General features: G+C 54.1%; 16 protein-coding genes and 1 pseudogene. 10 read left to right on the forward strand and 7 right to left on the reverse strand.

Features of this window, described 5'->3' with window-relative positions; all coding sequences use genetic code 11:
* Position 1 precedes the first annotated feature (1 nt).
* The 3 genes from AC1DWG_RS06010 (at position 2) to AC1DWG_RS06020 (ending at position 2829) form a co-directional block, all read left to right on the forward strand.
* A complete protein-coding gene (locus tag AC1DWG_RS06010) occupies positions 2 to 928 on the forward strand; it encodes an ABC transporter substrate-binding protein (RefSeq protein ID WP_477787477.1) in 927 nt (308 codons plus the stop codon).
* A gap of 212 nt (positions 929 to 1140) precedes the next feature.
* Positions 1141 to 1800: a nucleoside triphosphate hydrolase gene (locus AC1DWG_RS06015; RefSeq protein ID WP_477764323.1), complete on the forward strand. Its 660-nt coding sequence runs from the start codon at positions 1141 to 1143 to the stop codon at positions 1798 to 1800.
* A 90-nt stretch (positions 1801 to 1890) separates the two neighbouring features.
* Positions 1891 to 2829, forward strand: coding sequence for a carbohydrate kinase family protein (locus tag AC1DWG_RS06020; protein WP_477764322.1), 939 nt, complete (start codon positions 1891 to 1893; stop codon positions 2827 to 2829).
* A gap of 337 nt (positions 2830 to 3166) precedes the next feature.
* On the opposite strand, the gene AC1DWG_RS06025 is transcribed toward AC1DWG_RS06020, so the two are convergent.
* From AC1DWG_RS06025 to AC1DWG_RS06040, 4 genes are all read right to left on the reverse strand, one after another.
* On the reverse strand, positions 3167 to 4210 hold the full coding sequence (locus AC1DWG_RS06025; protein WP_477764321.1) for an NADP-dependent oxidoreductase: 1044 nt from the start codon (positions 4208 to 4210) through the stop codon (positions 3167 to 3169).
* A 45-nt stretch (positions 4211 to 4255) separates the two neighbouring features.
* Complete coding sequence (locus AC1DWG_RS06030) at positions 4256 to 5125, reverse strand: alpha/beta fold hydrolase (RefSeq protein WP_477764320.1); 870 nt, start codon at positions 5123 to 5125, stop codon at positions 4256 to 4258.
* A gap of 96 nt (positions 5126 to 5221) precedes the next feature.
* Positions 5222 to 6010, reverse strand: a complete 789-nt coding sequence (locus AC1DWG_RS06035) for an SDR family NAD(P)-dependent oxidoreductase (RefSeq protein WP_477764319.1) — start codon at positions 6008 to 6010, stop codon at positions 5222 to 5224.
* Between the two features lie 74 nt (positions 6011 to 6084).
* Positions 6085 to 7185 carry an alkene reductase gene (locus AC1DWG_RS06040; RefSeq protein ID WP_477755571.1) on the reverse strand — a complete coding sequence of 367 codons (1101 nt, stop codon included), beginning with the start codon at positions 7183 to 7185 and terminating at the stop codon, positions 6085 to 6087.
* A 168-nt stretch (positions 7186 to 7353) separates the two neighbouring features.
* Here AC1DWG_RS06040 and AC1DWG_RS06045 point away from each other — a divergent pair, with 168 nt between their 5' ends.
* Together AC1DWG_RS06045 and AC1DWG_RS06050 are read left to right on the forward strand one after the other, a co-directional pair.
* Positions 7354 to 7953: a TetR/AcrR family transcriptional regulator gene (locus AC1DWG_RS06045; protein WP_477787478.1), complete on the forward strand. Its 600-nt coding sequence runs from the start codon at positions 7354 to 7356 to the stop codon at positions 7951 to 7953.
* Between the two features lie 63 nt (positions 7954 to 8016).
* A pseudogene (locus AC1DWG_RS06050) lies at positions 8017 to 8109 on the forward strand (transcriptional regulator); the annotation flags it as partial.
* Positions 8110 to 8273: 164 nt separating this feature from the next.
* On the opposite strand, the gene AC1DWG_RS06055 reads toward AC1DWG_RS06050, so the two are convergent.
* The 3 genes from AC1DWG_RS06055 to AC1DWG_RS06065 all read right to left on the reverse strand — a co-directional run bounded on the left by AC1DWG_RS06055 (position 8274) and on the right by AC1DWG_RS06065 (position 11052).
* The gene (locus tag AC1DWG_RS06055; RefSeq protein WP_477760303.1) at positions 8274 to 8768 is read right to left on the reverse strand and encodes a MaoC/PaaZ C-terminal domain-containing protein; all 495 of its coding nucleotides are present in this window, start codon (positions 8766 to 8768) and stop codon (positions 8274 to 8276) included.
* Between the two features lie 266 nt (positions 8769 to 9034).
* Positions 9035 to 10225, reverse strand: a complete 1191-nt coding sequence (locus tag AC1DWG_RS06060) for an acetyl-CoA C-acyltransferase (protein WP_477787479.1) — start codon at positions 10223 to 10225, stop codon at positions 9035 to 9037.
* A 59-nt stretch (positions 10226 to 10284) separates the two neighbouring features.
* Entirely contained in the window at positions 10285 to 11052 is a 768-nt protein-coding gene (locus tag AC1DWG_RS06065) for a 3-hydroxyacyl-CoA dehydrogenase (RefSeq protein WP_477787480.1), read from the reverse strand.
* A 351-nt stretch (positions 11053 to 11403) separates the two neighbouring features.
* Here AC1DWG_RS06065 and AC1DWG_RS06070 point away from each other — a divergent pair, with 351 nt between their 5' ends.
* From AC1DWG_RS06070 to AC1DWG_RS06090, 5 genes are all read left to right on the forward strand, one after another.
* On the forward strand, positions 11404 to 12429 hold the full coding sequence (locus AC1DWG_RS06070) for an AraC family transcriptional regulator (RefSeq protein WP_477764315.1): 1026 nt from the start codon (positions 11404 to 11406) through the stop codon (positions 12427 to 12429).
* 337 nt (positions 12430 to 12766) lie between these two features.
* Entirely contained in the window at positions 12767 to 14110 is a 1344-nt protein-coding gene (locus AC1DWG_RS06075; RefSeq protein ID WP_477764314.1) for an MFS transporter, read from the forward strand.
* A 45-nt stretch (positions 14111 to 14155) separates the two neighbouring features.
* Entirely contained in the window at positions 14156 to 14902 is a 747-nt protein-coding gene (locus AC1DWG_RS06080; protein WP_477764313.1) for a nitroreductase, read from the forward strand.
* The gene (locus AC1DWG_RS06085; protein WP_477764312.1) at positions 14899 to 16551 is read left to right on the forward strand and encodes an AMP-binding protein; all 1653 of its coding nucleotides are present in this window, start codon (positions 14899 to 14901) and stop codon (positions 16549 to 16551) included. The genes AC1DWG_RS06080 and AC1DWG_RS06085 overlap by 4 nt, the downstream gene beginning before the upstream one ends.
* Before the next feature lie 261 nt (positions 16552 to 16812).
* Entirely contained in the window at positions 16813 to 18120 is a 1308-nt protein-coding gene (locus tag AC1DWG_RS06090; protein WP_477764311.1) for an OprD family porin, read from the forward strand.
* The last annotated feature ends 76 nt before the right edge of the window (positions 18121 to 18196 follow it).

Consider the following 18196-nt stretch of genomic DNA (forward strand, 5'->3'; position numbering starts at 1 on the left):
CATGAAAAAAACAATATTGGCCGCTGCTTGTGCACTCCTGGCATTTAATACCGCTCAAGCGCAAGAATTGAAATCCGTCGGGATAACCGTTGGCTCGCTGGGAAATCCGTATTTCGTAGCGATGGTAAATGGCGCCAAAGCGCAGGCATTGCAGATCAACCCCGCCGCAAAATTCACCTCAGTTTCGGCCGACTACGATCTAAACAAGCAGTTCACCCAGATCGATAACTTCATTTCGGCGGGCGTAAACCTGATTCTTGTCAATGCCGTCGACCCTGTAGCGATTGCACCTGCGATTGCCAAAGCCAGAAAGGCCGGCATAGTGGTTGTGGGGGTTGATGTCATGGTGCAGGGTGCCAACGCCACGGTACAGACAGATAACGTTGAAGCCGGCAAGATAGTCTGTCAGTACATTGCCGAGCAGATTGGTGGCAAGGGTAACGTTATTATCCAGAATGGTACGCAGACTTCAGCAGTCCTGGATCGTGTCAATGGGTGTAAGAGTGTTTTCGCACAGGCACCTGACATTAAGGTACTGTCTGATAATCAGGATGCCAAAGGCTCGCGAGAAGGTGGCTACAGCGTGATGCAAGGCGACCTGACTCGCTTTGCAAAAATCGATGCGGTGTTCGCTATCAATGATCCCCAAGCCATAGGTGCAGACCTGGCAGCAAAACAACTCAAGCGTAAAGGCATCATTATCGCATCGGTAGATGGGGCTCCCGATATAGAGACAGCACTCAAAAGCGATACACAGATCCAGGCTTCTGCTTCTCAGTCCCCTTGGGGCCAGGCACAACAGGCCGTAACGATGGGTAACGACCTGCTGAATGGCAAATCCTTGGAAAACACAACGGTACTGCTTCAACCCTCACTTGTAACCCGAACTAATGTTATGGAGTACAAAGGCTGGCAAGCTGACCAATGACTCATATGCGGCTTAGTCAGGTGGCATAGGGGTATCTAGCCACATCTGGAATGCGGGTAATGGCTGCTGCGAGGTACTCGCAGTAGCCGAACAGTCATTGGCCTCTTAGAGGTTTGCTGATCCTGTTGTCATTATGTATCCATGAGTATTGTTCAAGCTTCACGTATCTCGGTATGGGGGGCTGAGCAACGCTTGCTGACGAGAAACCTGGCATGTTTTCCAACGCAAACACAATAGTAAGCATAGAGCTACTTGACTACGTCACGTCTCTGTCTGGTAATCGAATTGTCGTTGCGCTAGCGGGGCCGCCTGGTGCAGGCAAGTCCACCGTCTCTGAGGCCTTGGTAGAGGCCCTTAATAGTATTATGCCGGGGAGTGCAGCGGTCATTCCCGGGGATGGCTTTCACTATGATGACGCGGTTCTTGGATCCTTGAACCTTTTAGATCGTAAGGGTTCCCCCGATACATTCGATGTGGGTGGCTTCAGGAGTCTGCTGCTGCGGCTTCGTGCGAACAACGAACCAACGGTTGCCGTTCCAGTATTCGATCGTAACCTGGAGATATCCCGTGCCGCAGGACGATTGGTTTCCTCTGACGTGAAATATCTCATCGTAGAAGGAAACTACCTTCTATTGAATCTTGCCCCATGGTCGTCCTTAAGGGACTGTTTTGACACCACCATTATGCTGCAGGTTGACCGTAAAACCCTGGAGACGCGACTGCTTGATCGATGGCGATCATTCGGGTTCGATGAGTCTACTTCCTATGAAAAAGTTCGTTGCAACGACCTTCCGAATGCCGAACTTGTGATTTCGGCCAGCAGTAGAGCTGACTTCACGATCACAGATGAAGAACCCACTTCTTCTCCTTGAGCGAGAGTGTCGCAGCTAGCGTGGCTGCCTATCAACAGGCCTATTGACGCTATCAACAACCTGTAGCGAACTTTTAAAGAGCAAACGACTATGTATCTGGTATGTGGCGAAGCGCTGTTCGATTTTTTTAGTGAAAACGACCCCGGAGCTCAAGCTTCAAAAATAAACTACAAGGCCATTGCCGGCGGTTCACCGTTCAACGTCGCCGTCGGGCTGCGGCGCCTGGGTATCGACGTGGCGCTGTTTGCCGGGTTGTCCACCGACTACCTGGGCCGGCGTTTACAGCAAGTATTGCAGGAGGAGGGCGTGCGCCTGGACTACCTTCAGGACTTCGACGCACCGACCACCCTTGCCATGGTCGCCGTTGGTGCCGATGGCTCGCCGCATTACAGCTTTCGCGGCGAAGGCTGCGCTGATCGTCAGCTGTTGCCGGGGCATTTGCCTGAGTTGGGCGCTGAGGTGCGAGGGCTGCATATCGGCTCGTTCTCGTTGGTGGTGCAGCCGATTGCCGATACCCTGCTGGCTCTGGTCTGCCAGGAAAGTGGCAAACGCCTGATCAGTCTTGACCCCAATGTGCGACTCAACCCAGAGCCGAATATCGAATTGTGGCGCGAACGTATCGGCGCTCTGGTCGAACATGCCGATCTGATCAAGGTCAGTGACGAAGACCTGAACCTACTCTACCCCGAGCGTGATCCGCAGAGCGTGATCGAGGGCTGGCTGGAACACCGCTGCCAACTGGTATTCCTCACCCGTGGCGGTCAGGGCGCGACAGTTTTCAGCCGCCGCCATGGCACTTGGTCGGTGCCGGCCCGTGCCGTGGTGATGGTCGATACCGTGGGCGCCGGCGATACCTTCCAGGCGGCATTGATCGCTTGGCTGACCGAGCAGCAGCTGGATTCGGTGGAGGGCTTGCAACGCTTGGGCCGTGAACAGATCGACGCAATGCTCGACTTTGCCGTCAGCGCCGCGGCCCTGACCTGCGGTAAAAACGGGCCGGACTTACCTTTTCGGCATCAGTTGGATTGATATCTGGTCAGGATTGTTTCGTCGGCACTGCAGTCTACGTGGGTCAGTCGGGCCGACGACGCTTCAAGCTTCCAGTCGCGCTGGCTCCTCTTGAGATAGATACGCCAACAATTGAGCCTCGATTGATCTACCCAGTGGAGTCACCGGGTTCAAATGCGAGCATGCATTGAAGGCGTTTGAGAGGACATGTGCGTAACGACTGGACTGTGACTCCAGGCTACCCCTGCTTGAAAAATGGAAAGCAGAATACGGCTTCGCGACCGTCGAGTCCTGGCTGACCAAGTGAATTTGGATTGAGTACAAAAGGGCCAGAGAAGGGCCCTTTTTTGCTCGGTTTTCAGCCCGTTTGCGCCGTCGGCAATACTCCTGGCGATAGCGAACTTCCCGTGAGCTTAATGATTACCTTACCTTTGGATCGTCCTTGTTCGACATAGCTCAAAGCATCCGCTGTTGACTCGAAAGGGAAGGATCGGTCGACCACCGGTTTGATAATGCCGGACTCGACGAGAGCAGTGATTTCACCCAGTTGAGCACCGCTCGCGCGCATAAAAACGAACGCATAGCTGACATCCTTCTTGCGAGCTTTTCTGCGGATACCGCTGCTCAACAAACGCATCACCCAACCCAATCCCCAGAACAGTTTTTGCTCTTCAGCGAATTGCGGCGTCGGCGGCCCCGAGATGGAAATGAGCTGGCCACCAGGCTTCAAAATGCTGAGCGACTTTTCCAGTTCATCCGCGCCCAAGCTGTTCAATACGACATCGTAGTCCTGCAAAACGCTTTCGAAGTTTCGCTTCTTGTAGTCGATGACGACGTCCGCTCCCAGCGCTTTAACCCATTCAACATTGTTTGTGCTGGTGGTTGTCGCAACGAAGGCGCCCAGATGCTTGGCGAGCTGGATGGCGATGGTGCCAACACCGCCGGAACCGGCGTGAATAAAGACCTTCTGCCCTTTTTGCAACCTGGCGGTTTCAACCAACACCTGCCAGGCCGTCAGAGCGACCAGGGGGAGGGAGGCAGCTTCTTCCATGCTGATATTTTCGGGTTTCAACGCGAGTGCATTTTCTTCCACCGCAATAAGCTCGGCGAAAGTGCCTATGCGCTCTTGAGGAGGGCGCGCGTAGACTTCGTCACCTGGCTTGAAGCGCCGCACAGCTGAGCCCACGCCAACCACCACCCCAGCCAGGTCATTGCCCAATATCAACGGGAATGAGTACGGCAAGATCAGTTTGAATTCGCCTGTACTGATCTTTGAATCAAGCACGTTGACGCTTGTGGCATGCACTTGAACCAGGACGTCATGTGCACCCACCTCAGGTGCGGGCACCTCGGCGAAACGGCCATTATTCTTGCCGTAACGCTCGATTAGAAATGCCTTCATGTTGATTCAACTCTCATAGTTTCAAAGGGGAATGGCAGAACACGCTCAGGCATCCAGGAATGCCGTTGCTTTCGCCACGAAGTCGGCATGATGTTGGAAAATTCCGCCATGCCCTGCGTCTTCGTAAATGATCAGTTGTGAATTCGGGATCCGGTTTGCCAAGTCGGTAGAGTTCATCGTGGGCACCATGATGTCGTTGTCTCCGTTCGCGATCAGCGTCGGTATCTGTATGCGACTGAGATTTTGTGGGGGTTGTCTGCCCCATGCGTGAATGGCTTTCAACTGCCGCCAAAAAGCGATTGGCGTTGGATTTTTGTCTCGATCTTTCCTGCGCTCCTTCAGGCGATTCAGAAAATCCTTGGCGGCTCGCCGGCCATTGACCGTAGAGGTGAAGAATAGGTAGGTCTTCGGATCGCGCAACGTCAGCAAACCTTTAAGCATCAATGGCCATGACACTGACCAGACCTTGTCGATGTCACTACCGCCAGCAGGCCCCGTACCGGTCAGAATCAGTCTGCGCACCAGGTCAGGGGCGCTCAGAGCAATTTCCTGGGCCACGAATCCTCCGAGTGAAAAACCCAGCAGGTCGACCTTTTTAAACCCCAGTGCACGAATCACAGCGATGGCATCGTTTGCCATTTCGCTGACCGTCGCAGGGGCGGTGCCATCTGAGGCGCCGATTCCCCGATAGTCAGTGGCGATGATGCGTCTGGTGCTTGCGAGCCCATCCATGATCCGTGGGTCGAAGTTGTCCAGCACTGCGCCCCAATGGTTAAGCAGAACGAGCGGCAACTCACCCTTGGGGCCTATGTCACGGTAAGCGAACGCTGTTCCTTCGACCTTGATCCATTGGTTCGCTGCATTGACGAACGGCGTGCGCGATCCGGGATGAAGTTTTGTGTCTTGAATATTCATGTTGGCCCCGTGATGCGGGTCGAAAAGCTGCAAGTGAGACTGTGTTGCAGGCGCTTTTAAATCGAGTGCTGCGCACCAGCGCCTGCTGCACGATGATTACGCCTTGGCTTGATAACGCTCGGCGACATCGGATTGCCTGATCTGCGACAGCAAGCCCTGACGTGCACCCTGCAAGGCATCCCAACGTGCGGCGTCCTGCAAGGGTGGAATGGTCACGGGCTCGCGACGATCAAAACCGACCAGCGCCGCATCGACCAGATCACCCACTTCCATGATGTCACTGAGGGTATTGATATCGACGCCCGCTCGCTCCCAGATTTCGGTGCGAGTGGCTGCCGGCAGAACGGCTTGCACGTAGACGCCTTTGGGCGTCAGCTCCAGGCTCATACCTTGAGAGAGAAACAGTACAAACGCCTTGGTCGCGCCGTAGACCGTCATCCCGAACTCCGGTGCCAGGCCAACGACCGAGCCTATGTTGATAATCGCTCCGTCCCCGGCTAGGGCCAGGCGTGGGGCGATGGCGCTGGCAAGCCGTACCAGTGCGGTAGTGTTGAGCGTAACCAACTGAGCAACGCTGTCGGTGGATTGTTCGATAAAGCTGCCGGATTGTGCGGCGCCTGCATTGTTCACCAGGATGCCGATACTGGCGTCGTCGCGCAGGCGAGCCTCGACCGTAGTCAAATCGCTGATTTGGGTCAGGTCAGCCTGGAGAACATCAATGGTGATGTTGTGTTTCTCACGCAGCCGGGCTGCAAGAGCATCCAGCCGCCCTTTGTCGCGGGCAACCAGTACGAGGTCGTGCCCGCGCTGTGCAAAGCGCTCGGCATAGGTGGCGCCGATGCCAGTGGAGGCGCCGGTAATGAGAACGGTGGTAGGGATGCTCATGAATTGATCCTCGGTTTCGGATATCGATAGGCGAATCGTGCGCGGTGTCCGGAGGACGTGCACGGACGTGATTCTTAGCCGTGCCGGGTACTGGACTCGGCAAGGGTTGGGTAGTCGATGTAGCCTTCTGCACCGCCGCCATACAGGGTCGCAGGATCGAATGTCGACAAAGAGGCAGCGGTTTTAAGGCGCTCCACCAAGTCCGGGTTACCTATGAAGGGACGTCCAAAGGCGATCAAGTCAGCCTTGTCATCGTTGAGTTGAGAGGTGGCCAGATTCACGTCGTAGCCATTGTTCGCGATGTAAGTGTTTTTGAAGCGTTGGCGCAAAGAACCAAAGTCGAAGGGCGCAACATCGCGCGGCCCGCCAGTCGCGCCTTCGACCACATGGAGGTACACAATGCCCAAGGCATCGAGTTGGTCGACAATGTAGTCAAACTGGGCCTGCGGTTCGCTGCTGGAGACACCATTGGCTGGCGAAACTGGCGATATACGGATGCCTGTGCGTCCGGCACCGACCTCGGCTACTACCGCCGCCGTCACTTCCAGCAGTAGGCGAGCGCGGTTTTCAATCGAGCCACCGTAGGCATCGGTGCGGATATTGGCACCGTCCTTGACGAACTGATCCAGCAAATAGCCGTTTGCGCCGTGGATCTCTACGCCATCGAATCCCGCAGCGATGGCATTTGCCGCCGCTTGGCGAAAATCATTAACGATCCCGGGAAGCTCGCTGATATCAAGCGCTCGCGGCTCTGAAACGTCCACGAAGCTATTATTGACGAACACCTTGGTCGCAGGACGCAGAGCGGAGGGTGCTACCGGAGCGGCACCGTTCTCCTGCAGGTCAACGTGCGATACACGTCCGACATGCCACAGTTGCAGGAAAATTCGTCCGCCTTTTGCGTGGACGGCATCGGTGACCTTACGCCAGCCATCAATCTGCGCCTGCGTGTAGATACCGGGCGTGTCCTGGTAGCCCTGTCCCTGCTGCGAGATCTGCGAGGCTTCGGAGATCAACAGGCCTGTAGAGGCTCTCTGGCTGTAATAGGTTGCAGCGAACTCGCTCGGGACGAGGCCTTCTGCCGCACGGTTACGCGTCAGCGGAGCCATCACGATTCTGTTGGAAAGTGTCAGCGAGCCGAGCGTGTACGGCTCAAATAACGTCTTATCGTTCATATCGTTTCCATACTCGTTGATTAATGAAAGGCGACATGCGCCGTGCCAGGGAAGATTCGCGTTGGCGCATTTATGATGTCGATCATGCTCAAAACTGTCAATGCTTTTGATTATGATCGACATCAGAGTATGATGGAGGCATTGCTTTGAGATGCAGAGGCGCAGGAAATGAAGATCACCAAGGCGCAATCACTCGCCAATAGAGCTCACATCGTTGAGACGGCTTCAGAGCTGTTTCGCGAGCGTGGCTACGATGGCGTGGGGGTGGCTGAACTCATGGCAGCAGCCGGATTTACGCAAGGCGGTTTCTACAAGCACTTCGGCTCCAAGGCCGATTTGATGGCTGAAGCGGCAGCGAACAGCCTTTCGCATTCGCTGACCAGTTCCGAAGGTCTCGAGGTTGCTGAGTTCATCGATCTGTATGTGTCGAGGGATCACCGAGACGGCAGGGGCAGTGGTTGCACCATGGCGGCCCTTTGTGGAGACGCTGCGCGTCAATCAGATGAGTTGAAGGCCACCTTTGCCAGCGGGGTAGAAAGCACGCTGGCAGCGCTCGAAGAAAAGTACAAGGCCAGGCAAGACGCGCCGCAGGATGGGGTACGGGCAAAAATGATCGACATGCTGGCGCATGCAATCGGTGCAGTCATGTTGTCGCGCGCCTGCCCAGATGATTCTTCTCTGGCTGATGAAATACTCGAGGTTTGCCACGCTGAGATAATTGCGTCATTGCCGTTGTCGCCAGTCAGTGAGCCGCAGGGGAACGCATAGATGGACGCTTTCTGGCAGATCTTGAACATTTGGCCGGGCATTGAAGGTGTTGCGAGAGATGTTGTCGTTGAGACAATGGACGGGGATCACCGAACCTTGAAAGAGTGGAAAGCGACATATGGCTCCGACACCGTCGAGTCTTGGCTGACCAAGTGAGTTTGGTTTGAGTACAAAAAAGGCCCGATAAGGGCCTCCTTGTATCTCATTCGAGAGAGGCGGGTGTTCTTCTCGGCGCAGAGATCAAGCATCTCCTGGGTCTCTTGAGTAACGCCTGGCTGGCGCTACCATGCGCTTCCGGCCAAAAGAGGGCCACACGAGTATCAATGCTGGCCAACGCTTCCAGGTACAGACCCACCCTGACCGCTCCTGCGTAGTATCAATACTGTCACCTCATAAACAAGGACGGTTTTTCCCCCCGTCGTAGCGACGTCGACTTTAAACACAACCCACCCTCGTTCATGGTTTCCCGCGTGGATGAGTGATCGAACGACTTGAGCTGAGAGCTTGAGAATGTCTCCTGGCACTACTGGAGCAACCATCCTGAAACCATCGATCTTCCCACCCGCCACGACATTTGATTGAAGCAGTAGGGCATCACACATCAACCGCTGCGAGATACCGAAGGTTTGTACCCCGCTGGCACAGTGCACCCCAAGCGGACTCGAACGGGCAAGGTCAGGATCTATATGAATATCGAGAGGATCGTACTCGGCAGCAAAGGCGATAATTTGTTCCGTTGTGATAGGAACTGATTGCTTGGCTGTCCAAGTTCTACCTGGGGTGAGGTCTTCCCAATACAGTTCTTTCTCTGCCACGGTATCTCCTGGGTTCTGCAGCGTTAAACTCGCGACACTGACGCTCAAAACTTAGCTGCGCGTTTCTCCACAAATGCTCGCATCCCTTCTTTCTGGCCAGGCGTTGCGTGGATCGCATTCAGCGCGTCTGGGCGGTTAAGCGAGATCAAGCCAGCCCCTTCGACATGATCAACTTTTAGGGGCCGGTAGTTCACAGACAAATTCTTTGCGCAAAAAAAGATTTCCGAGGCGCAGCGGGAGACTTGTTACAGCCAGTCAACGCTCCTCTATGAGAGGAGTTCGATAGCAATCGCGGTCGACTCGCCGCCACCAATGCAAACAGAAGCGATGCCACGCTTTAGCGTGTTCTGCCTCAAGGCATTTACCAACGTAACAACAACACGCGCGCCTGACGCGCCAATCGGGTGCCCCAAAGCGCATGCCCCACCGTGGACATTTAATTGCTCATGTCCGACGTTCAAGTCTCGGATAACAACCATGGGCACCACGGCAAAGGCCTCATTGATCTCAAAGAGATCAACATCCTGCATTGACCAGTTGGTTCGCTCTAGCAAGCGTTTAATCGCACCGACCGGAGCGGAGGCAAAGAGGCCGGGAGCGTGCGCATAGGATGCATGACCTGCTATCCGGGCCAACGGTGTAAGGCCTCTACGCTCGGCTTCAGACAAGCGCATCAGCACGAGGGCAGCCGAGCCATCCGAAATAGAACTGGAGTTTGCCGCAGTCACCGTCCCGCCTTCGCGAAACGCAGGTTTCAACGTAGGAATTTTGTCGATCCGGGCCTTACCCGGCTGTTCATCGCTTTCAATCGAAACCGTCTCACGGCCAGACGAAGCCAGCACAGGGACAATCTCGTCCTGGAAACGCCCTTCGGTGATTGCCTTCTGAGCTCGGGTCAACGAGCTGATCGCAAACTCATCCTGCTGGTCTCGAGTGAATCCATAACTCTGAGCACAGTCTTCGGCGTATGTGCCCATGAGCCGGCCTTTCTCGTAGGCATCTTCCAACCCATCGAGAAACATATGATCAATGATCTTGCTGTGGCCCATTCGATAGCCTGAGCGAGCTCGCTCCAACAGGTAGGGAGCGTTTGACATGCTTTCCATACCTCCAGCAACCACCACCTCCGCGCTCCCGGCATGGAGAAGGTCGTGGCCGAACATCAGCGCTTTCATGCCAGAGCCGCACATCTTGTTGACTGTTGAGCACACCACTTGCTCCGGAAGATTCGCCAACAGGGCAGCTTGGCGAGCCGGAGCCTGGCCTTGCCCCGCTTGTAGCACGCATCCCATGATGACCTCGCTAATGTTACTGGGCTGCAGGCTGGCTCGTTCCACGGCGGCACGAATTGCAACCGCACCCAGCTGCGCGGCGGTGACTTCCTTGAAGTTCCCAAGAAAGCCTCCTAACGGAGTTCGGGCAGCACTGACAATGACGATAGGGTCGGTATGGCTCATAACTGAATCCTCTGTTCATGTTGGGGGGCTTGTGCCCGATTACAGACCTTTAGCTCGATCTATTTCGCGGCCATTCTCAAAGCACCATCCAAACGAATCACCTCGCCATTGAGCATGGCGTTTTCGATGATGTGCGCTGCCAGCGCTGCGTACTCGGAGGGCCGTCCCAGCCGTGGAGGGAACGGCACATTGGCTGCCAATGATGCCTGCACGTCCTGAGGCATACCCGCCATCATCGGGGTCTCAAATATTCCGGGTGCAATGCACATAACACGGATGCCTGAACGAGCCAGGTCGCGTGCCAATGGCAATGTCATGGCAGCAACTCCACCTTTGGACGCGGCGTATGCGGCTTGGCCCATCTGACCGTCAAAGGCTGCGACAGAGGCCGTATTTATGACTACGCCGCGCTCACCTTCTTCATTTGGCTCTCCTCCCGCCATAGCCTCAGCAGCAAGGCGAACCACATTGAAGCTACCGATCAAATTGATCTCGATAGTTCGGCGAAAACTCTCAAGCCCATGTGCGCCATTACGGCCTAAAACCCGTTCGGCTGGAGCAACCCCCGCGCAGTTGATCACCCCATGCAACGCGCCAAAGACGCCTACTGCAGAGGCAATTGTTGTACGGCAATCACTTTCACTGGTGATGTCTGCTCGCACGAAAATCGCACGTTTTCCTAGCTCGTCAGCGCGAGCTACACCAGCGGCTTCGTTCACATCGACCAGCACCACGTTTGCACCCCGGTCCACCAACTCACGCGCCGAAGCCAGCCCGAGTCCAGAACCTGCGCCAGTAATCAGGAAGACTGAGTTTTCGATGCGCATGATGTTTCCTCACAAATTGGCAGTGCCGCATAGCCGGCCGCCGGTTTACTTCAGGTGTAAGCCACGCTGGAGATTCTTAAACGGATATTGTCGGTGATCAGTGGCCCCGACAATGCTCAAACGCCTCAGCTTGGTTGAATGCTTTGGATAATCGAGGCCAGGCATCGAGGGCTAGAAGGAGGGGTTGCAAATGGGCTCCCTGCTAACAAAACCTTCGGGTTGACATGCAATGCTGTGAAGCTGGAACGTAGATAAATAATTCAGGCTCGTCAGGTTGCTCAAAGCAGAGACCTGCCGAAGAGATTTGAGAATCAGCATAAAGTCAGATTTCAACTGCGCAGAGGAATAAGCATGCTCATCCAGGACAAGGGAACTACTTCGATTGGATTGGTGCATGAAGCCCTCGATGGCGCATTGCGACGCCAACTGGACACATCCATCGCATTGCAGCAAGCGCGTATAGATCCGGAACTCCTCACTTCTCCCCAGGCCAGGGTTTCGGCGGCTGCATTTTCTCGCCTGTGGGTCGCTCTTTCAGATCTACTCGACGATGAGTTTTTCGGAATCGATAGCCATCCAATGCGACGAGGTAGCTTCCGATTGATGTGCCAGGCTTCGATTGACTGCGAGTCGTTAGAGCAAGCGTTGCGGCGGATTCTGAAATTTCTACGCCTCGTATTGGACGATATTCACGGTGAGCTGAGGCTTGAAGACGACTCCGCCGTCATCGTTATCCATGACAAAGGAATTGAGCGCCGCCTCTTTAGCTACGGAACATGGCTGATCTTGGTACATGGATTGCTCTGCTGGCTGGGCAACAGACGCATTCCGATAAAGGAACTCTGCTTTAGACCGAATCGACCGCTCGACGATAGCGACTATCGGATGCGCTTTTGTGAAGAAATTCAGTTTGGCGCTCCAGTTACGATGATTCGTTTTGACCGTATTTTTCTAAGCCTCAAGGTCGTGCAAAACAAGGCGAGCCTATCGACGTTCTTGAAAGAGTCGCCTGCTAGTCTGTTGGTAAAATATCGTAACGAGGACAGCATCAGCGCCCAAATCCGAATGAGATTGAGAGACCTGAATCCAGAGGAATGGCCAGAGCTGGATAAGGTGGCAAAAGTGCTCGGCATGTCATATTCGACGCTTCAGCGAAGGCTCCAAGCCGAGGGGGTGAGCTATCAGCGTTTGAAAGACAATCTGCGCCGCGACATGGCGATAAACCTGCTGTGCCAGCCAAATATGACAGTAACCGAAGTAGCTGCTCGCACAGGCTTCCAAGAAAGCAGTGCATTTCACCGTGCCTTCAAGAAGTGGACGGGAGTGAGCCCTGGCGCATATCGCCGCTCCAATGCTGAAGAACCGGGCGAAAGCTAAAAGCCTTTCTTCCGGAACAAAAGAACTACTTCCCCCGCTAGATTACGTACTGAGATCTGCAACTCGTTTCACCCGCCAAAATGCCGATGGAAATCTCTTCCCCAAGATCATATTGGTCGTTTCTGGCCTGCTATGGGTGTCCAAATCGGTCAAGCAGAACGATGTCGTAGGGCATAGGCCGCAGCAACCCCAACTCCTACGATGCGACGCAGGTAGCCCAAGCGTCGCATCTCAAGCAGACCACCGAGTCTTCAACCGGTGCGTCCCCCCTCGATATGCCTCCAAGACCGGGTGCCTGGCACTTCACAAACAAAAACAAGATCGAAGGAGACGCGATATGCAGCCGGTAAACGTTTATGCACTTGCGGTTGAATCGAAGTTCACTCGCTTCCATGGGCTCATTCTATTTTGGTGTGTCCTCATTCTGATAATCGATGGCTATGACCTCGCTGTAGTCGGTGCAGCCCTTCCGGCGATCATGAAGGACATGAACATTGATCCAACCAGCGCCGGCATCATGGCTGGTTCTGCGCTCTTCGGAACGATGCTCGGAGCGATATTTCTTGGAACGCTAGCTGACCGTATTGGGCGTCCCAGGATGATCGCAATCTGTGTGGCCTTGTTCAGTATTTTCACTGCTGGGGCTGGTCTCACCAGTGACCCGATTAGCTTCAGCATTTCTCGCTTCATCGCGGGCCTTGGCATCGGCGGAGTACTGCCAATTTGTACCGCTCAGATGGGTGAATTTTCTCCACTCAAATTCCGTACTCGCCTGGTGACCCTCGTTTTCGCGGGGTACTCCGTGGGCGGTATTTTGGTTGCACTCACTGGCAAGCAACTCATTGAGAGTCATGGATGGCAGTGGGTGTTTTACGTAGCGCTGCTGCCAGTGCTTCTGATTCCTATGATCCTGAAGACCATGCCTGAGTCCATAGGCTACCTGCTTAAAACCGGACGTCAGGATGAGCTACGGGCTATCGCTCGCAAGATAGACCCTGCGCTCATTATCGACGAAAACACTGTGATGACCGGAAACGCCACAGTATTGGAAAACCAGGAAGCGCCAGTTCGTAACTTGTTCCAGGATGGTCGAGGCTTTAGCACCGTAATGATTTGGGCTGCGTTCATGACCGGCCTCTTCATGGTGTACGCCCTTAACTCCTGGTTGACCAAGCTTATGGCGATGGCTGGGTTCAGTCTTGGCTCCGCGTTGAACTTTGTGATTGTTTTCAATGTGGGGGCCATCGCCGGTGCAATTGGCGGAGGATGGTTGAGCGACAAGCTAAACATCAAACACGTACTGGTCTGCTTTTATATCGTAGGAGCAATTGCTCTAACAATTTTGGGTTATACGCGCTCAACAACTTTGCTATTTCCAGTGGTGTTCACTGTCGGGGCATCGACTCTTGGTACCCAGCTGTTGGCATATGCGTACGCTGGGGATTTCTACCCGTCATCGATTCGTTCAACCGGCGTTGGCTTCGCGTCTGGTGTAGGAAGAATTGGCGCTATCGTCGCACCTATCCTCATCGGCTGGCTGGTATCACTAAACCTTCCGCTTGAGAAAAACTTCATGGCTATCAGCCTTGCTGGTCTTATTGGCGCTGCCGCAGTCACCATGATTAACCAGTCGCGCGCAGACTCTACTCAAGTCAGAAAGGCCCCAGCCCTGTCTAGCTAATACCGTGATGCCTCCGCCTGTAACTGAATCCGTGGACTCTAACGCATGAAAATGAATCGCTTATCCCAACCGCCAGTATCGTCTGAACTGCTTAGCCAAACGGTTGATTGGGCGATAGCTTCACGACGCAGCATTCGGGCTTTTTTGCCCACTCCTGTGCCACGCGAAGAAATTGAATCGATCCTTGATATCGCTCGATTCTGCGCAACGGGAGTGAACATGCAGCCTTGGCGCGTCCATGTTGTCACTGGAGAAGCAAAGACTCAGCTTTCATGCGCCATCGCGGAAATTGACGACAATCCGTCACTCAGCAACAACCTTGAAGACGCATACGAATATTACCCACGCGAATGGACTTCGCCATACGTGGATCGGAGAAGGAAAGTAGGTTGGGAACTCTATGGATTGCTGGGAATTGCAAAGGGTGACAAGCAGCGGATGCATGCGCAACACGGTCGCAATTACCATTTTTTTGATGCACCAGTCGGCTTGATCTTTACCATTGATCGAGTGTTAAAGGAGGGGAGTCTCCTTGACTACGGAATGTTTCTGCAGGCCGTGATGGTTGCGGCGCGAGGAAGGAAGTTGCACACCTGCCCACAAGCAGCCTTTTTGAAATATCACCACGTTATTTCGGAGGTCCTTGCTATCTCCGCTGACCAGATGCTGGTTTGCGGAATGAGTCTTGGATACGCCGACGAGACCAGTATTGAGAACACCTTGGTTACTGATCGGGAGCCGGTGAGCGCGTTTTCCACTTTTCATCACAATAATAAGGAGACAACACCATGAAACCTGGTGCTTATGAGAATGGGCTTGATCACTGCAAGGCAAACTATTTGCCCCTGACTCCACTTGGTTTTCTAGATCGCGCAGCACTTGTGCACCCGGATCGGATAGCTGTAGTTCATGGTGAACTACGCAGAACCTGGAGTGAAACTCGCGAACGGTGCTATCGCCTAGCCTCAGCACTTTCCGAAAAAGGCATGGGTTCGGGAGACACCGTTTCAATTCTGTCCCCCAATACCCCTGCCATGCTCGAGGCGCATTTTGGGATACCCCTCTGCGGCGCGGTACTGAATACAGTTAACTACCGCCTGGATGCTGAAGGAGTGGCATTCATACTTCGTCATGGGGAATGCAAGCTCCTCTTGGTGGATCGAGAGTTTGCTGCACTGGCTGATGCCGCTCTTGGACTCCTTGAGCACCGCCCTATGGTCATCGACATCAATGATCACCTGGCGCCCATTTGCAAAAGCATTGGAGACATCGATTACGAAACGTTCATCGGCAGCGGTAATCCTGATTTCGAGGGCGTATGGCCCAGTGACGAGTGGCAGCCGATAGCGCTCAACTACACCTCAGGTACAACCGGCGATCCAAAGGGTGTCGTCGCCAGTCATCGCGGCACATACCTCATGAGTATGCTGCAGATGACTAACTGGCCGCTTTCTCGGGCTCCTCGTTACCTGTGGACACTACCTATGTTCCACGCTAACGGATGGTGTTTTGCGTGGGCTATCACTGCGGCGGCCGGCACGCACGTGTGCCTGAGAAAAGTTTCCGCAGAGACGGTGTTTGAGTCGATAGATAACTATGGTGTCGACCACTTCTGTGCGGCGCCTATTGTTATGGCCATGATTGCGAACGCCGCAGACCGTCCTCCGCTTAAAACTCCGGTTCGAGTGCTGACTGCTGGTTCCCCACCTCCGGCCACCGTACTCAACGCCGTAGTCTCACGAGGCTTCGACGTTGACCACGTTTATGGGATTACTGAAGTTTCCGGCACCCCGATTAGCTGCGTATGGCAAGACGGCTGGGACGATTTAACACCGAGTGAGCAAGGCGCTTTCCGTGTACGCCAAGGGGCTCGTGCGGCAGCCTTCGAAGGCTTGATGGTCGCTGACTCCGAAACTATGCAGCCAGTACCAAAAGACGGCCAAACAACTGGTGAGCTGCTGCTCAAGGGCAACACCGTGATGATGGGTTATCTGAAGAATGAAGGCGCAACCCGAAAAGCCTTTGAAGGCGGCTGGTTTCATACTGGTGATGTAGCAGTTGTGCACCCCAACGGTTATGTACAAATTACCGACCGTTGCAAGGATGTCATTATTTCAGGAGGGGAGAATATCTCGTCCGTAGAGATCGAAGAAACCATCCATTGTCATCCTGCTGTTTTACATGCCGCAGTCGTCGCTCAGCCTGATGACAAATGGGGGGAAGTTCCTTGCGCGTTTGTCGAACTAAAAAGTGGTATTGAACCTCCCACCGAGGCAGAAATAATTGTGTTCTGCCAGGCCCGTCTTGCTCGATTCAAATGCCCTCGCAGAGTGATCTTTACGGAGTTGCCAAAAACTGCGACTGGGAAAATCCAGAAGTTTTTACTTCGAGAGCAAGCAGGCAGTCGCGATGCAATTGTCCGTTTAGCTTCAAATTACTAAGGCGTGTTCAGCTCACCCCTAGGATAGCTGAAATGTTTGGTGGGGAAGTTTGCCTGGATAAAAAAATACCCGCCAATCCATCTGGAGTCAGAAAGCTGGATTACACCAGTAGATGCGATGGAGGGCATTCCCATTGCGCATATTCAGTTGATGCATTCGCGTGAGCGAACTCTGCGTTGGGTTCGTGTGTGTTGCGTTGGCTTGGAAGATTTCCTTGTTGCTTCTGTTACTTACAAATATAAAAAAATCGGAGCGTTATAAGTGAACGTAAAGAAAATTTCTGCAACTTTGGTGTTTGGCAGCATTGCCCTGAGTGGCCAGGCGTTTGCTGAATTCCTAAGTGATAGCAAAGCTACCTTGGGAATGAGGAACTTCTACTTCAATAACGACAACCGTGATGGCACCGCTGCCCCTTCGAAAACCGAAGAGTGGGCGCAGGGTTTCATGTTGGACTTCAAGTCGGGATATACCGATGGTAGCGTTGGTTTTGGTGTTGATACCCTGGGGTTGCTGGGCATTACCCTGGACACTGGCAAGGGACGACACGTCGGCAGCTCTATGATTCCCTCGGACAGTGACAACCGCGCCGTCGACGAGTGGAGCCGGCTGGGGCTGACCGGAAAAGTCAAAATGTCGAAGACCGAACTGCGCTACGGCACCTTGACTCCGAAACTTCCGATTCTGGTCGCCAACGATGGACGGGTGCTTCCACAAACCTTCGAGGGCGGCCAGATCACCTCGAGCGAGTTCAAGGATCTGACCCTGACGGGTGGGCGAATTGAACATGCAACGGGTCGCGGTTCAACGGATCAGACGGGGCTGGCCGCTATGGGCGGTACGCGTGAAAGCAACCAGTTCGACTTCGTCGGGGGGGACTGGAAAGTCACCAAGGATCTGACGGCTCAGTACTACTATGCCCATCTCGAGAACTACTATAACCAGCAGTTTTTCGGACTGATTCACACGCTTGCGTTCTCGGACAACCAATCCCTGAAAACCGACCTGCGCTACTTCAAAACTGACTCGTCAGGTGAAAACAGCTCCGGCACATCGGGTTACAGAATCAGTGGCTACACCAAAAACGGTGATGGCGTGATCGACAACCGTCTCTGGAGCGCTGCATTGATATACACCCTTGGCGGCCATGCGATAACTGCGGGCTACCAAAGCGTTTCGGACGGTAGCAGCTTCACCCAGCTCAACCAAGGTAGCTTGGTAGATAAAGGCGCCGGAGGCAGCAGCTTGTACCTGTATACAGATCGTCTGATCCAGAGCTTCACCCGCGCAGGGGAGCGTACATCATTCGGTCAGTACGCCTATGACTTTGCCGCCCTGGGTGTCCCTGGCCTGAAAGCCTCGGTCGTGTACGTCTCCGGGGACAATATCAAGACGAGATCCGGCGACAATCAGAAAGAATGGGAAAGGGATATCTTTCTGGACTACGTCCTTCAGTCGGGCGCGCTCAAAGGTGTTGGCTTCGGCTGGCGTAACGGTAAATCCAATAGCGAAGCCGCCCGTGATCAAGATCAGAACCGGGTGTTTGTAAGCTACAGCATTCCACTTCTCTAAGGGCGCAGCATAAACGTATCGCGCTCATTTCGAGAGTTCTGAGCTGGTCGATTTGCCTCTGCGCTGACACGTCCTG

The sequence above is a fragment of the Pseudomonas sp. P4_B3 genome (assembly GCF_056402295.1).

Bases quoted from the DNA above. Each gene is read 5' to 3' on its own strand.
- AC1DWG_RS06010 (WP_477787477.1), top strand. From the start codon at position 2: ATGAAAAAAACAATATTGGCCGCTGCTTGTGCACTCCTGGCATTTAAT.
- AC1DWG_RS06015 (WP_477764323.1), top strand. From the start codon at position 1,141: ATGTTTTCCAACGCAAACACAATAGTAAGCATAGAGCTACTTGACTAC.
- AC1DWG_RS06020 (WP_477764322.1), top strand. From the start codon at position 1,891: ATGTATCTGGTATGTGGCGAAGCGCTGTTCGATTTTTTTAGTGAAAAC.
- AC1DWG_RS06025 (WP_477764321.1), bottom strand. From the start codon at position 4,210: ATGAAGGCATTTCTAATCGAGCGTTACGGCAAGAATAATGGCCGTTTC.
- AC1DWG_RS06030 (WP_477764320.1), bottom strand. From the start codon at position 5,125: ATGAATATTCAAGACACAAAACTTCATCCCGGATCGCGCACGCCGTTC.
- AC1DWG_RS06035 (WP_477764319.1), bottom strand. From the start codon at position 6,010: ATGAGCATCCCTACCACCGTTCTCATTACCGGCGCCTCCACTGGCATC.
- AC1DWG_RS06040 (WP_477755571.1), bottom strand. From the start codon at position 7,185: ATGAACGATAAGACGTTATTTGAGCCGTACACGCTCGGCTCGCTGACA.
- AC1DWG_RS06045 (WP_477787478.1), top strand. From the start codon at position 7,354: ATGAAGATCACCAAGGCGCAATCACTCGCCAATAGAGCTCACATCGTT.
- AC1DWG_RS06060 (WP_477787479.1), bottom strand. From the start codon at position 10,225: ATGAGCCATACCGACCCTATCGTCATTGTCAGTGCTGCCCGAACTCCG.
- AC1DWG_RS06065 (WP_477787480.1), bottom strand. From the start codon at position 11,052: ATGCGCATCGAAAACTCAGTCTTCCTGATTACTGGCGCAGGTTCTGGA.
- AC1DWG_RS06070 (WP_477764315.1), top strand. From the start codon at position 11,404: ATGCTCATCCAGGACAAGGGAACTACTTCGATTGGATTGGTGCATGAA.
- AC1DWG_RS06075 (WP_477764314.1), top strand. From the start codon at position 12,767: ATGCAGCCGGTAAACGTTTATGCACTTGCGGTTGAATCGAAGTTCACT.
- AC1DWG_RS06080 (WP_477764313.1), top strand. From the start codon at position 14,156: ATGAAAATGAATCGCTTATCCCAACCGCCAGTATCGTCTGAACTGCTT.
- AC1DWG_RS06085 (WP_477764312.1), top strand. From the start codon at position 14,899: ATGAAACCTGGTGCTTATGAGAATGGGCTTGATCACTGCAAGGCAAAC.